General features: G+C 70.0%; 19 protein-coding genes and 1 tRNA gene. 8 read left to right on the top strand and 12 right to left on the bottom strand.

The window, feature by feature from the left end:
* Positions 1–490 precede the first annotated feature (490 nt).
* From MZC64_RS09745 to MZC64_RS09725, 5 genes are all read right to left on the bottom strand, one after another.
* Positions 491–563: transfer RNA gene (locus tag MZC64_RS09745), tRNA-Ala, on the bottom strand.
* A gap of 56 nt (positions 564–619) precedes the next feature.
* Positions 620–1,378: a gephyrin-like molybdotransferase receptor GlpR gene (glpR, locus tag MZC64_RS09740; RefSeq protein WP_247762986.1), complete on the bottom strand. Its 759-nt coding sequence runs from the start codon at positions 1,376–1,378 to the stop codon at positions 620–622.
* 128 nt (positions 1,379–1,506) lie between these two features.
* Entirely contained in the window at positions 1,507–2,193 is a 687-nt protein-coding gene (locus MZC64_RS09735; protein ID WP_247762984.1) for a GNAT family N-acetyltransferase, read from the bottom strand.
* A gap of 6 nt (positions 2,194–2,199) precedes the next feature.
* A complete protein-coding gene (gene glp / locus MZC64_RS09730) occupies positions 2,200–3,423 on the bottom strand; it encodes a gephyrin-like molybdotransferase Glp (RefSeq protein ID WP_247762982.1) in 1,224 nt (407 codons plus the stop codon).
* A 5-nt stretch (positions 3,424–3,428) separates the two neighbouring features.
* On the bottom strand, positions 3,429–4,319 hold the full coding sequence (locus MZC64_RS09725) for a UTP--glucose-1-phosphate uridylyltransferase (protein WP_247762980.1): 891 nt from the start codon (positions 4,317–4,319) through the stop codon (positions 3,429–3,431).
* An 82-nt stretch (positions 4,320–4,401) separates the two neighbouring features.
* Between MZC64_RS09725 and MZC64_RS09720 the strand changes: the two genes are divergently transcribed.
* The 4 genes from MZC64_RS09720 (at position 4,402) to mscL (ending at position 6,530) form a co-directional block, all read left to right on the top strand.
* Complete coding sequence (locus MZC64_RS09720; RefSeq protein WP_247762978.1) at positions 4,402–4,989, top strand: 5-formyltetrahydrofolate cyclo-ligase; 588 nt, start codon at positions 4,402–4,404, stop codon at positions 4,987–4,989.
* Between the two features lie 99 nt (positions 4,990–5,088).
* Entirely contained in the window at positions 5,089–5,409 is a 321-nt protein-coding gene (locus MZC64_RS09715; protein WP_247762976.1) for an FmdB family zinc ribbon protein, read from the top strand.
* An 87-nt stretch (positions 5,410–5,496) separates the two neighbouring features.
* On the top strand, positions 5,497–6,129 hold the full coding sequence (locus tag MZC64_RS09710; protein ID WP_247762974.1) for an SAF domain-containing protein: 633 nt from the start codon (positions 5,497–5,499) through the stop codon (positions 6,127–6,129).
* Positions 6,129–6,530 carry a large-conductance mechanosensitive channel protein MscL gene (gene mscL / locus MZC64_RS09705; RefSeq protein ID WP_247762971.1) on the top strand — a complete coding sequence of 134 codons (402 nt, stop codon included), beginning with the start codon at positions 6,129–6,131 and terminating at the stop codon, positions 6,528–6,530. Before MZC64_RS09710 ends, mscL begins: the two co-directional genes overlap by 1 nt.
* 318 nt (positions 6,531–6,848) lie before the next feature.
* Here the strand turns inward: mscL and MZC64_RS47670 are convergent, their stop codons facing one another.
* From MZC64_RS47670 to MZC64_RS09680, 6 genes are all read right to left on the bottom strand, one after another.
* Positions 6,849–6,971 (bottom strand): hypothetical protein, encoded by a 123-nt coding sequence (locus MZC64_RS47670; RefSeq protein ID WP_282104993.1) that lies wholly within the window; start codon positions 6,969–6,971, stop codon positions 6,849–6,851.
* Positions 6,972–7,009: 38 nt separating this feature from the next.
* Positions 7,010–7,510 (bottom strand): molybdenum cofactor biosynthesis protein B, encoded by a 501-nt coding sequence (locus MZC64_RS09700; protein ID WP_247762970.1) that lies wholly within the window; start codon positions 7,508–7,510, stop codon positions 7,010–7,012.
* Between the two features lie 141 nt (positions 7,511–7,651).
* Positions 7,652–9,268 carry a S1C family serine protease gene (locus tag MZC64_RS09695; protein ID WP_247762966.1) on the bottom strand — a complete coding sequence of 539 codons (1,617 nt, stop codon included), beginning with the start codon at positions 9,266–9,268 and terminating at the stop codon, positions 7,652–7,654.
* Between the two features lie 80 nt (positions 9,269–9,348).
* On the bottom strand, positions 9,349–10,437 hold the full coding sequence (gene galT, locus MZC64_RS09690; protein WP_247762963.1) for a galactose-1-phosphate uridylyltransferase: 1,089 nt from the start codon (positions 10,435–10,437) through the stop codon (positions 9,349–9,351).
* Positions 10,434–11,237 (bottom strand): DeoR/GlpR family DNA-binding transcription regulator, encoded by an 804-nt coding sequence (locus MZC64_RS09685; protein ID WP_185001567.1) that lies wholly within the window; start codon positions 11,235–11,237, stop codon positions 10,434–10,436. Before MZC64_RS09685 ends, galT begins: the two co-directional genes overlap by 4 nt.
* A 2-nt stretch (positions 11,238–11,239) precedes the next feature.
* Positions 11,240–11,479, bottom strand: coding sequence for a hypothetical protein (locus MZC64_RS09680; RefSeq protein WP_247762959.1), 240 nt, complete (start codon positions 11,477–11,479; stop codon positions 11,240–11,242).
* 240 nt (positions 11,480–11,719) lie between these two features.
* Between MZC64_RS09680 and MZC64_RS09675 the strand changes: the two genes are divergently transcribed.
* Genes MZC64_RS09675 through MZC64_RS09665 form a run of 3 tightly spaced genes read left to right on the top strand, consistent with a single transcriptional unit; the run spans position 11,720 to position 14,852 of the window.
* A complete protein-coding gene (locus tag MZC64_RS09675; protein ID WP_247762956.1) occupies positions 11,720–13,018 on the top strand; it encodes an ABC transporter substrate-binding protein in 1,299 nt (432 codons plus the stop codon).
* A 5-nt stretch (positions 13,019–13,023) separates the two neighbouring features.
* Complete coding sequence (locus MZC64_RS09670) at positions 13,024–13,977, top strand: carbohydrate ABC transporter permease (RefSeq protein ID WP_247762954.1); 954 nt, start codon at positions 13,024–13,026, stop codon at positions 13,975–13,977.
* Positions 13,974–14,852 carry a carbohydrate ABC transporter permease gene (locus MZC64_RS09665; protein WP_247762953.1) on the top strand — a complete coding sequence of 293 codons (879 nt, stop codon included), beginning with the start codon at positions 13,974–13,976 and terminating at the stop codon, positions 14,850–14,852. The genes MZC64_RS09670 and MZC64_RS09665 overlap by 4 nt, the downstream gene beginning before the upstream one ends.
* A 47-nt stretch (positions 14,853–14,899) precedes the next feature.
* Here the strand turns inward: MZC64_RS09665 and MZC64_RS09660 are convergent, their stop codons facing one another.
* Positions 14,900–15,676, bottom strand: coding sequence for a GntR family transcriptional regulator (locus MZC64_RS09660; protein WP_247762952.1), 777 nt, complete (start codon positions 15,674–15,676; stop codon positions 14,900–14,902).
* A 332-nt stretch (positions 15,677–16,008) separates the two neighbouring features.
* On the opposite strand from MZC64_RS09660, the gene MZC64_RS09655 reads away from it, so the two are divergent.
* A complete protein-coding gene (locus MZC64_RS09655; protein WP_247762951.1) occupies positions 16,009–16,896 on the top strand; it encodes a helix-turn-helix transcriptional regulator in 888 nt (295 codons plus the stop codon).
* Positions 16,897–16,936: the final 40 nt, after the last annotated feature.

The following is a 16,936-nucleotide window of genomic DNA, read 5'->3' as shown; positions in this document are numbered from 1 at the left end:
GAAGAGAACCTCATCGAACTGGCGGCCGACTCCACCATCGGGCAGGACAAGATCAAGACCAAGCTCCGCGAGATCGCCCGCCAGCGACGACGCCTCGGCGAACGCCTCACCACCACGACCGAGAACCTCTCCGACAGCGCCCGGCTCATCGAAGCCGCGCTCACCTTGCTGGAGAACCCCCAAGAGCTCTACCGCCGCTGCGACGAACAGCAACGCCGCATGCTCAACCAAGCGATCTTCCACAGCATCTACGTCGACGACGACCAGATCGCTGACCACAGCCTCCGGGAGCCCTTCGCACATCTGCACGCCGTCCAGAGCGACTGGCAAACCACCGACGTGACCGTGCCGGAGCCACGAACCGACACCCGGCCCCGAAATGCCAAAAGGGCCGCCTCCCAAAAGAGAGGCGGCCCCGTGGCTACCAACGGTCTTCAGGTCCTACTACGTGGCGTTGTTTCGATGCCGTGTTCTAGTAAGACCCCTAGGGTGGAGCTGAGGGGAATCGAACCCCTGACCTTCTCGATGCGAACGAGACGCGCTACCAACTGCGCTACAGCCCCGTGTTCGTGCTCGCAGAGCATAGCAGTCGTTGCGCGGGGGCCTGCACAGCGGGGGTCTATTCGCCCGCGGCGCGTCGGTAGGACACCTGGCCGGGCGGGTCCAGCTCGTCGAAGGCGGGGTCGCCGTCGTCGATCTCGACCATGACCGTGCCGGGACGGGAGGTGCAGCTGGGCTTCGGGGTGGGCTTCACGACCGCCGTGGGCTTGGGCGCCACGTACTCGCCTTCGACCTCGGCCTCCTCGGCCTCGTCCGCGTCCTCGGCGGCCGCGCGCCTGCCACCGAGCCGGGCGAGGCGACGTTCGCGCACCTCGGCCTCGATCCGGACCTGCCTGCGCAGGTAGGTGAGATAGCCCACAAGCAGCAGGTCGACGGCTCCGTGACCCCACCACAGCATCGGCCAGAGGAACCCGGCGGCCAGGCCGGTGCCCAGGGCGAGCAGCAGCATGGCGAGCACGACGCGCTGGCGGAAGGCGTACTTGGCCTCGGCGACCAGAGCCGCTTGTTCGGGGTCGAAACCGCCTCTACCTGGGCGGTAGCGGCGTGGCGCGGCCTCTTCGCCGTCGAGTGGGGCGAACTTGGCCCGGCGTGGGCGGTCCGGCACTGCCTCGACTGGATCGTCGTGGTGGCCGTCTTCAGGTTCTGGCATGGCGAGCACCTCCTCCACCGTGCCCGTCGAACCGCCGCGGCGCACGACCCTGGCGGCGAGCGCCGAGTCTGCGGTGCGGGCCACCGGGCCCCTGCGACGGGCGACCATGGGCACGAGGACGATCAGCCAAGCGGCTGCGAGCGCCGCGAAAATCAGTGAACTTGGCATCCCGCGCCACCTCCCCCGCGGTCCGAGCGGCCATTACCACCCGCCACGCTAGTCACAGCAGTCACATCCGTGTCGGAGGCACGCCGCAATAGTGGCCGTAGTCAAGCTGTGTCTGTCCCCCGTTGGGGCTAACGACCGCCGCCGGACAGGCGTGCTCCGGGGTACCAGGCCAGCCCATCGTGGACGAGCTGGCCGACCAATCCGCCGGGCGTGTCCTCGGTGGTCAGGGCCAGGCAGAGGTGGTCCCGCCAGGAGCCGGCCACGTCCAGGTAGCGGCGGTAGACGCCCTCCTGCCGGAAGCCGAGTTTGCCCAGCACCCGCAGGCTGGCCGCGTTCTCCGGCCGCACGGTGGCCTCGACCCGGTGCAGCCCGGCCGGGCCGAAGGCGTGGTCCACGACCAGCGCGGCTGCCGCGGTGGCGATCCCGCCCCTGGTCAGCGCGCTGTTCACCCAGTACCCGAGCCAGGCCGAGCGCAGCGCGCCGCGGACCACGTTGCCGATGGTGATCTGCCCGGCGAACTGGTCGTTCACCGTGATCACGAACGGCAGCGCCTGCCCGCGTCGCCCCAGCGCGCGCAGCGCGTACCACTGGGCGGGCCAGGCGAAGGTGGCGTTGCGGTCGGACCAGTCGCCGAAGCCGCTGGGTTCCCAGTCCTCCAGGTGCGGCCGGTCGCGCAGCCGGATCGAACTCCACGCGCCGGCGTCGCGCAGCCGCGGCGGGCGCAGCGCGACGTGTCCGGCCGGGGTCACGATCGGGCCCAGTCGTGCGGGCCAGCCCGGGTGCCTGCCGTACTCGGCCTCCTCGGGCCGGGTCATCGCCGGCTACCCGCGCTGCGCGAGGAAGCTCACCCGCACCGGCTCGCCGATCGGCACGTCCGCGGTGTCCTCGTCGATGACGATCAGGCAGTTCGCCTCGGCCAGCGAGGACAGCAGGTGCGCGCCCGCGGTGCCCAGCGGCTGCACCAGGTAGTCGTCGGTGTCGGTGTCGCGCAGCAAGGTGCCGCGCAGGTAGCCGCGGCGGCCCTTGGTGGAGCTGACCGGGGAGACCAGCCGGGCGGTGACGGTGCGCCGGTACGGGTTGTGCTTGCCGAGGGAGGCCCTGATCAGCGGCCGGACCAGCACCTCGAAGACGACCAGCGCGCTGATCGGATTGCCGGGCAGCAGGAAGGTGGGCACCGCGTCCGGGCCGAGTCTGCCGAAGCCCTGCACCGAGCCGGGGTGCATGGCCACCCGGGAGGTGTCCAGGTCGCCGAGGTCGGCCAGGGTCGCGCAGATCTCCGCGCCCGCCGAGCCACCGACCGCGCCGGCGACCACCACGATCTCGGAGAGCAGCAGCCTGCCCTCGATCACCTCGCGCAGCCTGCGCAGGTCGCTGGAGACGATGCCGACCCGGCTGACCTCGGCGCCGGCGTCCCTGGCCGCCGCGGCCAGCGCGTAGGAGTTGACGTCGTAGACCTGGCCGGGCCCTGGCGAGCGGTCCACGTCCACCAGCTCGTCGCCGATGGACACGATCGAGACCCGCGGCCGGGGGTGCACCAGCACCTTGTCCTTGCCGACCGCGGCCAGCAGCCCGACCTGGGCGGCGCCGATGGCCGCGCCGCGCCGGACCGCGACATCGCCGGTCTGCACGTCCTCGCCGGTGCGCCGCACGTAGGCGGCCGAGGGCACCGGCTGCTGCACGGACACCCTGGCCTGGTGGCCGTCGGTGTAGCCCAGCGGCACCACCGCGTCGGCCAGGGTGGGCAGCGGGGCGCCGGTGGCCACCCGCACCGCCTGACCCGGTTGGAGCCTGCTGGGCTGCCGGGAGCCGGCGGCGATCTCGCCGACCACCGGCAGCACCACCGGTTCGGTGGCCGCGCCCTGGACGTCCACGCTGCGTACCGCGTAGCCGTCCACGGCGGCCTGGTCAAAGCCGGGCAGCGCCCGCTCGGCGACGACCTCCTCGGCGCACAGCAGACCCTGCGCCTCGGAGATGGCCACCCGCACCGGCGAAGGTTGCACCGCGGCGGCGAGGACGCGGGCTAGCTGCTCGTCTACTGACCTCATGGCATTCAGGATGCGCCAACCCGCCCCTGAAGCCACTGCAACAGGCCGGGGCCGTACTCAGGGTGTTCCAGCGCGAAGTCCACCGCGGCGCGCAGGTAGCCGCCCGGGTTGCCCAGGTCGTGCCGGCCGCCGCGATGCACCACGACGTGCACGGGGTGGCCTTCGGCGATGAGCAGCGCGATCGCGTCGGTGAGCTGCAGCTCGCCGCCGGCGCCCGGAGTGATCCGCTTCAGCGCGTCGAAGATCGCCCGATCGAGGAGGTAGCGACCTGCCGCGGCGAAGGTGGACGGGGCGTCCTCGGCCTTGGGCTTCTCGACCATGCCGCGGACCTGCTTGACGTCCGCGTCGTCGGTGTCGGCCACGTCGAAGACGCCGTAGGCGGAGATCTCCGCGCGCGGGATGTCGAAGGCGCAGAGCACGCTGCCGCCGAAGCGGGCGCGCACGTCGGCCATGGTCTTCAGCACGCCGGTGGGCAGCACCAGGTCGTCCGGCAACAGCACGGCGACCGCGTCGTCCTGGCCGTCGAGGTTGCCCTCGGCGCAGCCGACCGCGTGCCCGAGGCCCTTGGCCTCCTCCTGGATCGCGGTCTCGACCTTGATCAGTTCGTTGGCCCGGCGGACCTTGGCCAGCAGGGCGTCCTTGCCCCGCTTCTCCAGGGTCGCCTCCAGCTCGGGCTGCGGCTCGAAGTGCTTGACCACGGCGTCCTTGCCGGGCGAGGTGACGATCACCAGCCGGGTGGCGCCGGCGTCGGCGGCCTCGGCGGCCACCAGTTCGATGCCAGGGGTGTCCACGACCGGCAACAGTTCCTTGGGAACCGTCTTGGTGGTCGGCAGGAATCGGGTGCCCAGCCCCGCGGCAGGCACGATGGCGGTACGGAAGGCGCTCGACGAGCTCATGGGAAGCGAGCCTAACGGGGGCTGTAAATCACGTTTCGTGACGCCTCGAATACGGGCGTATCCGACGCTAGGGTCAGCGGCTGTGAGCGCGGTGACCTCGAAGAACGAGTGGCGGACCCGGTTGACGGCTGCCCGGCGGGCGCTGTCGGCGCCGGTGCGGGCGGCCGAGGCGACGGCGCTGGCCGCGGCCGCGGCGGAGTGGGCGGCGCTGCTGGACGGGCCGGTCGCGGCCTACGTGCCGGTGGGCGCCGAGCCCGGCTCGCCCGCGCTGCTGGACGCGCTGCGCGCGGCCGGCCGCCGGGTGCTGCTGCCGATCGTGGTCGGCGCGGCGCCACTGGACTGGGCCGAGTACGCCGGGCCGGAGTCGCTGACCCCGGCCCGCTACGGACTGCTTGAGCCGAACGGGCCGCGTCTGGGCCCGGCGGCCGTGGCCGAGGTGGCCGGTTTGCTGGTGCCCGCGCTGGCGGTGGACCGGGCCGGGGTGCGGCTCGGACGCGGGGCTGGGCACTATGACCGGTCGTTGCCGCTGGTCAGAGCGGGCGTTCCGGTGCTGGCGGTGGTGCGGGACGAGGAGCTGGTGGACCGGCTGCCCGCCGAGCCGCACGACATCCGGATGACCGGCGCGCTGACGCCGGATGGCGGACTGGTGGAATTCCCCGAACGGGTGTGAGCGACGCCTGTTTGCGTTCGCCCCCTCGGCTGGCGCATCATATTTGTTGGCACTCTGTCAGCACGAGTGCCAGTCAGAGCCGTTCGCGGAGGGACTGTCGTGCCGACCTACCAGTACGCATGCACCGAGTGCGAGCACCGTTTCGAGGCGGTGCAGGCCTTCACCGACGCCACCCTCACCGAGTGCCCGAACTGCTCCGGCAAGCTGCGCAAGCTCTTCGGCGCGGTCGGCATCGTGTTCAAGGGCAGCGGTTTCTACCGCACCGACAGCCGGGGCAGCGGTGGCTCGTCCACGGTGTCGGCCGGTTCGACCAAGTCGGAGTCGAAGTCGGACTCGGGCAGCTCCTCGACCAAGTCCGAGTCGAGCAGCCCGGCATCATCCTCGGCCAGCAGCACCTCCACAAGCTCCGCAGCGAGCTGACCCCGGAGTTATCCACAGCCGCCCACTTATCCACAGGCACCCCGGCGGCCACATCCACGGCATGCCCAGCGGCCCTAACGTCGAGCCATGCCCCTCGACCCCACCCCCTGGGACCGCCTCCGCACCCTGCTGACCCGCCTGCCCTGCACCAGGCCACCGGCCCTGCGGCGGCTGGCCGCCGCCCTGTGCACGCTGCTCGCCCTGGCCCTGCTGCTCCGCCCGGGTAGCCCCGGCCCGCGCACCGCCCCGGTCCTGCTGGCTGCCAAGGACCTGCCACCGGGCACCCAGCTGTCCCCGGCCGACCTGCGCCAGTCCCAGCACCCCGCGGACACCGTCCCCGACGGCGCCCTCGCCGACCCGGCGGCCGCCACCGGCCGGCTGCTGGCCCGCGCGGCCCGCCGCGGCGAACCCCTGACCGACCTGAGCCTCACCGGCCCGAGGCTGACCGCGCTGACCGCGGGTAAGGACGCCACCGCCGTTCCGGTCCGGCTGTCCGACCCCGCCCTGGCCGAGCTGCTGACCCCGGGCGCCCAGGTCGACGTCTTCTCCGCCGATCCGCCCGAGCAGTTGGCCGAGGCCGCCACGGTGCTCACCGTGTTAGGCCCCAGGGCCGAGGCGGGCGAGTCGCACCGGATGGTCCTGATCGCCGTACCCAGGCAGGACGCCGCAAGGGTGGCCACCTCGTCACTCACCCGATCGGTGGCGATTACGCTGCGCTAATGCTCAAGGGTTTCAAGGACTTCCTGCTGCGCGGCAACGTGGTCGAACTGGCCGTCGCCGTCGTCATCGGTACCGCGTTCACCGCCATCGTCACCTCGGTGACCAAGAACCTCATCCAGCCGCTGGTGAACTCCATCGGCGGCTCCGACCCGGCCAAGGGTCTGGGCTTCCCCATCGTCTCCGGCAAGGAATCCACGTTCATCAACCTCGGCGAGGTGATCAACGCGGCCATCAACTTCGTCATCGTGGCCGCGGTGGTCTACTTCCTGCTGGTCCTGCCCATGCAGAAGATCCAGGAACGCCGCAAGCGCGGCCAGGAAGCCGGCCCCGCCGAGCCCACTGACGTGGAACTCCTCGCCGAGATCCGCGACCTGCTCCGCAACCAGAACAAGACCTCCTGACCCCACTCCAGCCGGCCCGGCCGCCCACCCAACCCCATCAACCCCCTGGGCGGTCAGGCTGCTCATCCCCCAACCCCGGAGCCGCCACCTACACCCACGACAACCTGGCCACGACCCGCACCAGCGCGGCCCGCCGTGATCTGCCACGAGACAGCCCCCGAAGGCCAAATCCACCGGCCAACGCCAAACCAGCCAGGCACGGCTCCCGGGCGTGCAAGATCAGCTGCCTCGGGCCCACATGACCAGCGGTGAGTGCGTTCGGCTCAGCGCTCAGCGCACAGCCACGCGCCGACCAGCCTTGCCCTGCCGCGGACCGGATCAGCGGTCGTGGTGCGGGGGCCGGTTCTCCAGGAACCAGTCGTCGTCCCGGCGGGTGGTGGTGCTGGGGTCGCGTTCGTCGGAGGTGGTCTCCGGCAGGACCTCGCCGAAGACCTCCTCCACGCGGGGACGGGGGCGTTCCGTCCCGGAGTCGGGGCTGGTCAGCTCTCCTCCAGGCCGCTGATCTGTTCGATGACGAACTGGACCAGCGGGGTGAGGGTGGCCATGCCGTCGCGGACGGCGGAGCGGGAACCGGCCAGGTTGACCACCAGGGTGCTGCCGGAGACGCCGACCACGCCGCGGGAGATGCCCGCGTCGGTGGCGCCCGCGGCCAGGCCGGAGGCGCGGAGGGCCTCGGCGATGCCGGGGATCGGCCGGTCCAGCAGGCCGAGGGTGGCATCCGGGGTGACGTCCCGGGGCGAGACCCCGGTGCCGCCGACGGTGACCACCAGGTCGACGCCGCCGATGACGGCCGTGTTGAGCGCGTTGCGGATGTCGGTGACCTCACCGGCCACGGCGACCGTGCCGTCGACGATGAACCCGGCCTCTTCGAGCAGTTCGCCCACCAGCGGACCGGTGGTGTCGTCGTGCTCCCCCTGTGCCACCCGGTCGTCCACAAGCACGACCAATGCCCGTCCCAGGCGCTGCGCGGTGCGTTCCATGCCGATCACGTTAGCTGGCTCTCCCTGGCGGGTGTGGGCGGATACGCGTCCGCGGCGCCGAAGTTCCGCGCGAGGGCTGCGCGAGGCTTCGACGCCGCGGTTCTCGGCCCGGTCGGGTGGTGGTGACCGGGAGACCTGCGGTCAGCGGGGGCCGTTGTCGAGGTTCTGGCTGCCCAGGGTCACCTCGACCACGCGGTCGCCGCCCGCGGTGTTGATGGTCAGCTTGACCTTGCTGCCGGGGGCGTAGGAGCGGACCGCGGCGATCAGCGAGTCGGCGTCCTCGATCCGACGATTGTCGATCTTGGTGATGACGTCGCCGACCTTGATGCCGGCCTGCTCGGCCGCGCCGCCCTGGGTGACCTGGGAGACCGTGGCGCCCTGGCTCTGCTGGTTGCGGGTGGGCTGGCCGAGGCCGACACCCAGCAGCGAGTGGGTGGCCTTGCCGTTCTTGATCAGCTCTTCGGCGATCCGGCGGACCTGGTCCACCGGGATGGCGAAGCCGAGACCGATCGAACCGCCCTGCTGCTGACCGCCCGCGCCACCGCTGGCGGCGGTGCGGATGGCCGAGTTGATGCCGATGACCTTGCCCTGCATGTCCACCAGCGGACCGCCGGAGTTGCCGGGGTTGATCGAGGCGTCGGTCTGCACCGCGTCCATCACGGTGGCCTGGTCCTGGCTCTCGCCGGTGCGCACCGGGCGCTGCACCGCGCTGACGATGCCGCTGGTGACCGTGCTGGACAGGCCGAACGGGGCGCCGATAGCGACCACCTGCTGGCCGACCCGCAGGTCGTCGGAGCGGCCGAGTTCGGCGGGGGTCAGTCCGGAGACCCCGTCGACCTTGACCACGGCCAGGTCGGAGGTGACGTCCCGGCCGACGATCTTGGCCTTGGCGGTCCGGCCGTCGTTGAACTGCACCAGGATCTCGCCGCCGACCGCCGCGGCCTCGACCACGTGGTTGTTGGTCAGGATCATGCCGTCGCTGCTGAGCACGATGCCCGAGCCCGAACCGGCGGCGCCCTGACCGGTGACCTTGAGCTGCACCACGCTCGGCAGCACCTTCTGCGCGACCTGCTCGATCGAACCCTGCGGCGCCGGGCTGTTGATGTCCTTGGCCGCCGGCCTGGGCTGGTTGAGCGCGTTGCCCGAGGAGGCGCTGGTCGAGGAACCGGCGAGGTTGTAGGCGACCGCGCCGCCGATGCCGCCGCCGATCGCACCGCCGAGCAGGACCAGCGCGAGGGCGCCTGCCACCAGCTTGCCGCGGCCGCCTGCCTTGCGCTGCTGGGGCACGGTCTGCACCGGCACGCCGAGCGGGTTGGTCAGCGGGGCGCCGTAGCCGGGGCCGCCGGGGGGCGGGTAACCGCCGGGACCGCCGCCGGAGACATCGGAGGACTGGGCGCCGTGACTCGACGGCGTGCCGTAGGCGGAGCCGGAGTGGGCGCCCGGAGTGCCGAGGCCGGTGGGGTTGGCCGAGGTCGGCTGGCCGTAGCCGGAGCCCGGCTGGCCGCCGGGCACGGACTGGCCCGCGCCGCCGGGCTGAGCGCCGGAGGCCGGCTGGGCGACCGGGGTGCCTGCGGCCGGGGAAGCCTCGCCGAAACCGACATCGGCGAGGCCGCCCGGCTGCGCCGGTGACTGCTGGGGCTGCTGCGGGGCGGCGGCCCAGGGCGAGGCCTGGGGCTGCTCCGCGGGGGTGGTGCCCTCGGCTGACTGCTGCGGGCGCTCTGGCTTGGGGCCCGGAGCGCCGGGGGTGTTCTCGGTCATGGGACTCACTCTGGGGCGTGGACCTGAGAACGTGCTGAGACCCAGCTTTGGCTCTCTTGTGTTTCCGCCGTGAGTTCTTCTCAGCTTCCGGCGGCGCGCAGGCGTTCGGCGATCTGCTCCGGGGTGGCGTCGTTGATCCAGACCGCCATGCCGGACTCCGAACCCGCCAGGTACTTCAGCTTGTCCGCGGTGCGCAGGACCGAGAAGACCTGCAGGTGCAGCCAGGACAGTTCCTTCGGCGCGCGCACCGGCCCCTGGTTCCAGGACGCGATGTAGGGCAGCGGCCGGTCGTAGAGGCGGTCCAGGCGGGCCAGGACGTCCAGGTACAGCAGCGCGAAGTCGTCGCGCTCGGCCGGGGTCAGCTCCGGGATGTCGGCGCACTGGCGGCGCGGGGCCAGGATGACCTCCACCGGCCAGCGGGCGGCCGGCGGCACCAGCGCGACCCAGTGCTCGCTGGTGGCGACCAGGCGGGCGCGCTGGGCGAGTTCGGCCTCGATCACATCGCCGAGGACGTGCGTGCCGTGCTGGGCGCGGTAGTCCTTGGCGGTGGCCAGCAAACGTTCGGTGCGCGGGGTGACGAACGGGTAGGCGTAGATCTGCCCGTGCGGATGGTGCAGGGTGACGCCGATTTCCTCGCCCCGGTTCTCGAAGCAGAAGACCTGCTCGACCCCTGGCAGCGCGCCGAGTTCGGCGCTGCGGTCGGCCCAGGCGTCCACCACGGTGCGCACCCGGCCAGGGGTCAGCGCGGCGAAGGCGGAGTTGTGGTCGGAGGTGAAGCAGACCACCTCGCAGCGGCCGGAACCCGGACGGCGTTCGGCCATCGGCAGACCGTCCACAGTGGACGGAACCGGCGGCACGTGCTGGGACAGCGACGGGAAGCGGTTCTCGAACACCGCCACGTCGTAGCCGGCCTCGGGGATCTCGGTCGGCCGTCCCGGCGTGGTGGGGCACAACGGGCACAGGTCGGCCGGTGGCTTGTAGGTGCGGGTCTGCCGGTGCGAGGCCATCGCCACCCACTCACCGGTGAGCGGGTCCCGGCGGATCTCCGAGCTGGGCTTCTGCTCGGGCAGGTCCCTGGTGTCCACCGCGGTGCGCGCGGGGGCGTCCTCGGTGTCGTCGAAGTAGATGATCTCGCGGCCGTCGGCGAGCTTGGCCGTCGTGCGCCTCACGCCAGCTCCTCGGCACGGGACCGTGCGGACACGGGGGCGAGCACCAGCTCGCCGACCTGCTCGGACAGGACCTGCCGGGCGTCGGAGCCCAGTCCCTCGTCAGTGATCAGCACATCCGCCTCATCGAGGTCGGCGATCGTGGAGATGCCGACCGTGCCCCATTTGGTGTTGTCCGCGAGCACGACCAGCCTGCTGGCCGCGTCGACCAGCGCGCGGTCGGTCTCGCTCTCGTTCAGGTTCGGCGTGGTGAACCCGGCCTGCGGCGCCATCCCGTGCACGCCCAGGTAGACCACGTCCAGGTGCAGCGCGCGCAACGCCTGCACGGCCACCGGGCCGACCAGCGCGTCCGATGGCGTGCGCACCCCGCCGGTGAGCACCACGGTCCGGTCGGTGCGGCCGCGCTGCTGCAGCACATCGGCCACCCGGATCGAGTTGGTCACCACGGTCAGGTCCGGCACGTCGTCGAGGTAGCGGGCCATGGTCCAGGTGGTGGTCCCGGCGGACAGGCCGATCGCGGTGCCCGGCCGCACCATGCCCGCGGCCAGCGCGGCGATGGACTCCTTCTCCGGCAGCTGGCGCACCGACTTGGCCTCGAACCCCGGCTCGTCGGTGCTGCGCCCGACCACCGAGGTGGCGCCGCCGTAAACCTTTTCCACCAGTCCCCTGCGGGCCAGCACGTCCAGGTCGCGGCGCACTGTCATATCCGAGACCGCGAGCCGGGTCACCAGGTCGGAGACCCGGACCGCACCGGTGCGCCGGATCTCCTCCAGGATCACCGCCTGCCGCTGCCGAGCGAGCACCTCTACCCCTCTTCCCGCGCCACGGCGACCACGCCGGCCGGCACCGTCAGCGCGACCAGCCACGTTACGGGTTCACCGGCCCGCCGAGCGCACCGACGCACCACCGCGTCCCCGCTCGTGACCTGGATAACGGGTGCGACACCAGGACTTGCGCGGATCACACCGGCCCACCCGGTGTCCACAGTGGACCCGAGCGGCCCGCGGCGGAGACGCTCGGCGTCCTCGGTCAGCCAGCTCGACACGGGCTCAAGCCTGACTCACAACAACCGCACACGTCAAACATAGTCGAACATCGGAGGTTGTTGGTCCGTGTTTGACTGGTTCACCTATCTGAACCTGCCTAACGAACCGGCATCTTCTTACGCTGTCTGGCCTGACCGGAGCGTTCCCGCCCTTGACACCGGACCGTGGCGGCTACCACATTGTGCGCAACTTTGTTGGAAATAGTTCGATACAACCTGGTAGCCGCGACAGGAGTCACCATGGCCAACACACCGTTACCGCCCAACCCGCTGCTCGGCCGTCGCACCGTGCTCAAGGGCCTGCTCGGCGCCTCCGCGCTGGCCGCCGTGCCCGGCCTGGCCGCCTGTGGTTCCGGCGGATCCGCCGGTGACGGCAAGACGGTGGGCTTCGGCTCCAACTACTCCGACGCGGTGCCGCGCGAGGGCATCGCCGCGGTGCTGGAGACCTTCAAGCAGCAGAACGGGCTTGAGGTCAAAATCAACACCAAGGACCACGAGACCTACCAGCAGCAGATCAACAACTACCTGCAGGGCAAGCCGGATGACGTCTGGTCCTGGTTCGCCGGCTACCGGATGCGCTTCTTCGCCAGCAAGGGCCTGGCCGGGGACCTCACCGAGCTGTGGAAGACCATCGGGGACAACTTCACCCCGGCGCAGAAGGAAGCGGCCACCGGCAGCGACGGCAAGCAGTACTTCGTGCCGTTCTACTCCTACCCGTGGGCGGTCTTCTACCGGCCGAGCATCTGGAAACAGCGCGGCTACACCGTGCCCAAGACCTTCGACGAGCTGATCGCGCTGGGCACCAAGATGAAGTCCGACGGCATCGTGCCGATGGCGGTGGGGCAGAAGAACGGCTGGCCGCAGCTGGGCACCTTCGACCAGCTCAACCTGCGCACCAACGGCTACGACTTCCACGTCAGCCTGATGGCCGGCAAGGAGGACTGGCAGGGCAAGAAGGTCCGCGACGTCTTCGACAACTGGAAGCGGATGTTGCCGCTGTACCAGGAGAACCCGCTGGGCCGGGAGTGGCAGGAAGCCGCGCAGACCATCCAGCAGGGCAAGGGCGGCATGATGATCGTCGGGTCCCAGCAGATCGGTCAGCAGATGAAGAACGAGCTGAACGACCTGGACTTCTTCGCCTTCCCCGAGATCAACCCGGCCTACGGCACGGACACCGTGGAAGCCCCGATCGACGGCTTCATGCTGGCCAAGAAGCCCGGCAACGAGGACGGCGCGCGCAAGCTGCTGACCTACCTGGCCAGCCCGGCCGCGCAGCTGGCCTACCTCAAGACCGACCCGGTGACCATCGCGGCCAGCGGCAAGGCCGACACCGGCGGCTACAACGAGCTGCAGAAGAAGTGCGTGAAGTTCGTGGCCGAGGCCAAGCACATCACCCAGTTCCTGGACCGCGACACCGACCCGCGCTTCGCCAACGACGCGGCGATCAACGGGGTCAACGCCTTCCTGACCAACCCGAACGACATCAACTCGGTGCTCAAGGGCATGGCCGACCAGGCCAAGAACATCTTCACGGGCTGAGGCTGATGACTGTTCTGGAGCAGGCGCCCGCCGCCACGAGCGCGCCGCCACGCAAGCGCAGGCGCCGCCGGGCCAGCGCGTTCACCACCGCCGACAAACTGGTGCTCACGGTGATGCTCGGCGTCCCCTCGCTGCTGCACCTGGGCCTGGTGTGGTTTCCCACGCTGGGCTCGATCCTGTTGTCCTTCACCGAATGGGACGGCATCGGCGGGGTGGAGGACATCGCCTTCGTCGGGGTGCAGAACTACACCGACATCCTCACCACCTACCCGCGGTTCTGGCCCGCGCTGTGGAACAACCTGACCTGGCTGGTGTTCCTGCTGGTGCTGCCGACCCTGTTCGGGTTGTTCATGGCGGTGCTGCTGGACCGCAAGCTGCGCATGGGCCGGATCTACCAAAGCGTGCTGTACCTGCCGATGATGCTGTCGCTGGCCCTGATCGGGTTCATCTGGCAGCTCATCTACCAGCCGGACCAGGGGCTGCTGAACAACCTGCTGGGCACCGCCAACGATCATCCGACCAACTGGCTGGGTGATCCGGATATCAACCTGTACGCGGTGCTGGTGGCCGCGGGCTGGCGGCACGCCGGGTACGTGATGCTGCTGTTCCTGGCCGGGCTCAAGGCGGTGGACCCCTCGCTGAAGGAGGCCGCCGCGCTGGATGGCGCGACCGGCTGGCAGACCTTCTGGCACGTCACGCTGCCCGCGCTCAAGCCAGTCAACATCGTGGTGCTGGTGATCACGGTGATCGAGTCGCTGCGGGCCTTCGACATCGTCTACATCATCAACAAGGGCAGGCAGGGGCTGGAGCTGCTGTCCATCCTGGTCACCGACAACATCATCGGCGAGGCCAGCCGGATCGGCTGGGGCTCGGCGCTGGCCGTGGTGCTGCTGCTGATCTCGATGGGCTTCATCATCACCTACCTGATGCAGACCTTCCGCAAGGAGGAGCGGCCGTGACCGTCGCGAACAACACGGCCACCGGCCGGGCCGGGCGGATCGCGCTGCACACCTTCCTGGGCGCGACCTGCCTGGTGTGGCTGGCCCCGGTGCTGTGGGCGGCCTTCGCCTCGCTGCGCACCATCGAGGACACCAACAAGAACGGCTACTTCTCCTGGCCCACCGAGCTGACCCTGGACAACTTCGGCAAGGCCTGGGAGCAGGCGGACCTGCCGCACTACTACCTGAACACGCTGATCATCACCATCCCGGCGCTGCTGATCACGTTGTTCTTCAGCTCGATGGTCGCGTTCGTGGTCTCCCGCTTCAGCTTCCGCTTCAATCTGGCGCTGCTGATGCTGTTCACCGCGGGCAACCTGTTCCCGCAACAGGTGATCGTCACCCCGCTGTACCGGCTGTACCGGCTGATCGAGGTGCCGGAGTGGCTCAGTGACTCGGGTTCGCTGCTGGACTCCCAGCTCGGCGTGATCCTGATCCACGTGGCCTTCCAGACCGGGTTCTGCGTCTTCGTGCTCAGCAACTACATGAAGACCATCCCGATGGAGCTGACCGAGGCGGCCAGGGTGGACGGGGCCGGAGTGTTCCGGCAGTACTGGCAGGTGATCCTGCCGCTGTGCCGTCCGGTGCTGGCCGCACTGGCCACACTGGAGTTCACCTGGATCTACAACGACTTCCTGTGGGCGCTGGTGCTGATCCAGACCGGGGACAAGATGCCGATCACCTCGGCGCTGAACAACCTCGGCGGCCAGTTCTTCAAGGACAACAACCTGATCGCGGCCGGCTCACTGCTGGTCGCGGTGCCCACACTGGTCGTCTTCTTCACCCTGCAACGCCATTTCGTCGCCGGGCTCACCCTCGGGTCGACGAAGGGCTGACGGCTCCCCGCGTCGCCTTCTTCCGGGGGCGACGCGGGGTTTCAGCCTCAGGTCGCGGCGAACTCGTACACGAGTTCATACCTGTCGCCGACCAGCACCATGTCGTTGATCTCCACCGGCCGCCCGGTGCTGTCGTAGGCGACCCGGGTCACCGCGAGCACCGGTGTGCCTGGTGCCAAGCGCAACTCGGTCAGTTCCTGTTGCGTCGCAGGGCGGGTGGAGACCGACTCGACGAAGTGGTCCAGGGTGTGTCCGGCCTCGTCCAGCACTCCGTAGATGCCAGTCGGCCCCGGGTTGTCCTGCTCGATGGCGGTCCCCGCGGTGATTGACCTTGGCAGGCGGGAAACCGCGAGCTGCACCGGCTGGCCGTCCGCACTCATAATCCGCTGCCGAACGGTCACCTCGTCTCCAGCCTCGATGTCGAGCGCATCAGCGATCCGCTCTCCTGCGGGCTCGAAGCGCACAACCACCTCGACCGCCGGTGTGAAGCCACTCGCCTCCGCATCAGCCAGGAATGCTCCTCGCCCTGCCTGACGGGTTTCCCGGCTCAACCGGTTTCGGCTCAAGCGTTGGACAACCGGACGGTCCCGAACGAAGACGCCGGCGCCTGGCCTACTGACCACCCAGCCCTCGACTCGCAGCAGGTCAATGGCGTTCTGCACGGTCTGGCGGGCCACGTCGTACCGCTTCATCAACACCGAGCCGCTGGGCAGCTGATGGCCAGGGCGGTACTCGCCCTGCTCGATCGCGATTCGTAGGTCCGCCGCGATCCGCCGGTAGGGCTGTTCGCTGCCTTCTGCCTGGTTTCCGCGTTCCTCAGCCACGCAACCAGCCTATACCGACCCTTCTAGACAGGTTGAGGGCAGGGTGCTACGGTGCTCGCGAGCAATCTAGATTGACCAGTCTAGATTGGTCGTGATTCTCAAGGTGGGGGCCCAGATGGCTGATCCACGCCGTTGTCTCACCTGCAACAACAAGGGGCTGCTCATGGCCAACTGCAACACCCCGCCGTACTGGCGGCCATGCCCGGACCCGTGGTGCCCGTCCCAGGGATCAGGCGAGCCCAGCCCAGTCCCCGAGACGCCGGTGCACGACGCCGAACAACAGCAACCCGATCGGCCATGTGACACAACGGAAAGCGAACGGAAGGCGTGCGATGAAGCCGATCACCAGTCCAGTGTGGCGGTCCTCCCGCACGCGCCAGGTGTGCACGGAACTGCGCGCGCTGCGCAAGGCGCGGCGGATGACGCTATGGCAGGTGGCCCGCGCGCTCAGCTGCTCGGTGACCAAGCTGCAGCGGATGGAGACCGGCCGACGCGGGCTGAAGGTGGATGACGTCTCGGCGCTGCTCACCTACTACCAGGTGCCGCCAGCCGAGCGAGAGCGTCTGCTTGGCTTGGTCGGCGCCCTCAGTTCCCGGGGATGGTGGCAGCTCCCCGGTGCCGGGATACCCGAGGACTGGCATCAGACGATCGCTTTGGAGGACGAGGCCACCGTCATCCGCGACTACGCGCTCGGGGTTGTGCCCGTCCTACTCCGGACGCCCGACTACGCCCGCGCTCTGCTGACTCCCCTGAACACGGACCTCGCCGAGCCAGACCTCAACCGCTTGGTCGCGACTCAGTTGAACCGCCAGCTCATCCTCAGCCGCCCCAATCCACCCCAACTGCATTGCCTGGTTGACGAAAGCGCCCTGTTGAGACCGGTTGGTGGCACTGCGGTACTGGCCCGCCAGCTCAGAGCGCTGGCCGTGGTGGCCGAGCGACCGAACGTCACCGTTCGGATAGTGCCCATCGATGCCGGGGCACACCCCGGTGTGCATGGATCGTTGACACTGCTGGAGTTCACCGGCGGTCCGCCGATGGCGCGGACATCCGGCACACAGAAGTTCCAGGACTCGGGCTCGGTCGTGGATCGGGCTTGGCGGGACTGGACCGGGCTGGCGTGGCACGCGCTCCCCGCGGAGGCAACCGGCCGGCTTGTGTCTGACCAAGCGGATACATTGCGCCGCAACGACCTTGCTCGGCTGAACGCGGCCAGGTGACCGCCGGTCCGCCGGTCACCGCAGCCCATCGGTGACCGGC

The sequence above is a fragment of the Crossiella sp. S99.2 genome, from assembly GCF_023094165.1.
Lineage (GTDB): Bacteria > Actinomycetota > Actinomycetes > Mycobacteriales > Pseudonocardiaceae > Crossiella.
The sequence above is the reverse complement of the archived record's forward strand: the minus strand, read 5'-3'. Positions and strand labels throughout refer to the sequence as shown.